The following is a 622-nucleotide window of genomic DNA, read 5'->3' as shown; positions in this document are numbered from 1 at the left end:
GCTCGGGAGAGGCATGTCAGGATCCAACACTGCAATCAGCCGTCGTCGTTTACTGCAAGGCGCGGGTGCCATGTGGCTATTGAGCGTAAGTCAGGTCAGCCTGGCTGCGGTCAGCCAGGTCGTGGCGGTGCGCGTCTGGCCTGCGTCCAGCTACACCCGCGTGACGGTAGAATCTAATCGTCAGCTGAAATATAAGCAGTTCGCGTTGAGTAATCCTGAACGCGTGGTGGTGGATATCGAAGATGTAAACCTGAACTCGGTGCTCAAGGGGATGGCTGCGCAAATCCGCGCTGACGACCCGTTCATCAAGTCGGCGCGCGTCGGGCAATTTGACCCGCAAACCGTACGTATGGTTTTTGAATTAAAGCAAAACGTAAAACCGCAGCTGTTTGCCCTTGCGCCGGTCGCCGGGTTTAAAGAGCGTCTGGTGATGGACCTCTATCCGGCCAATGCACAGGATATGCAGGACCCGCTGCTGGCGCTGCTGGAGGATTACAACAAACGCGACCTCGAAAAGCAGGTGCCGCCAGCGCAAAGTGGTCCACAACCGGGTAAAGCAGGGCGCTGTCTCTTCTACACCTCTCCGAGCGCCCGCGACCCGAGAGGGTCTCGTGTGCCGGGG

1 pseudogene is annotated in these 622 nt (G+C 58.4%); it reads left to right on the top strand.

The features are described from left to right. Window positions 1–13: 13 nt before the first annotated feature. A pseudogene (gene amiC / locus AC5O77_RS22095) lies at window positions 14–622 on the top strand (N-acetylmuramoyl-L-alanine amidase AmiC); the annotation flags it as partial.

The sequence above is a fragment of the Stenotrophomonas sp. INTA L402-1 genome (genome assembly GCF_059295135.1).
The sequence above is the reverse complement of the archived record's forward strand: the minus strand, read 5'-3'. Positions and strand labels throughout refer to the sequence as shown.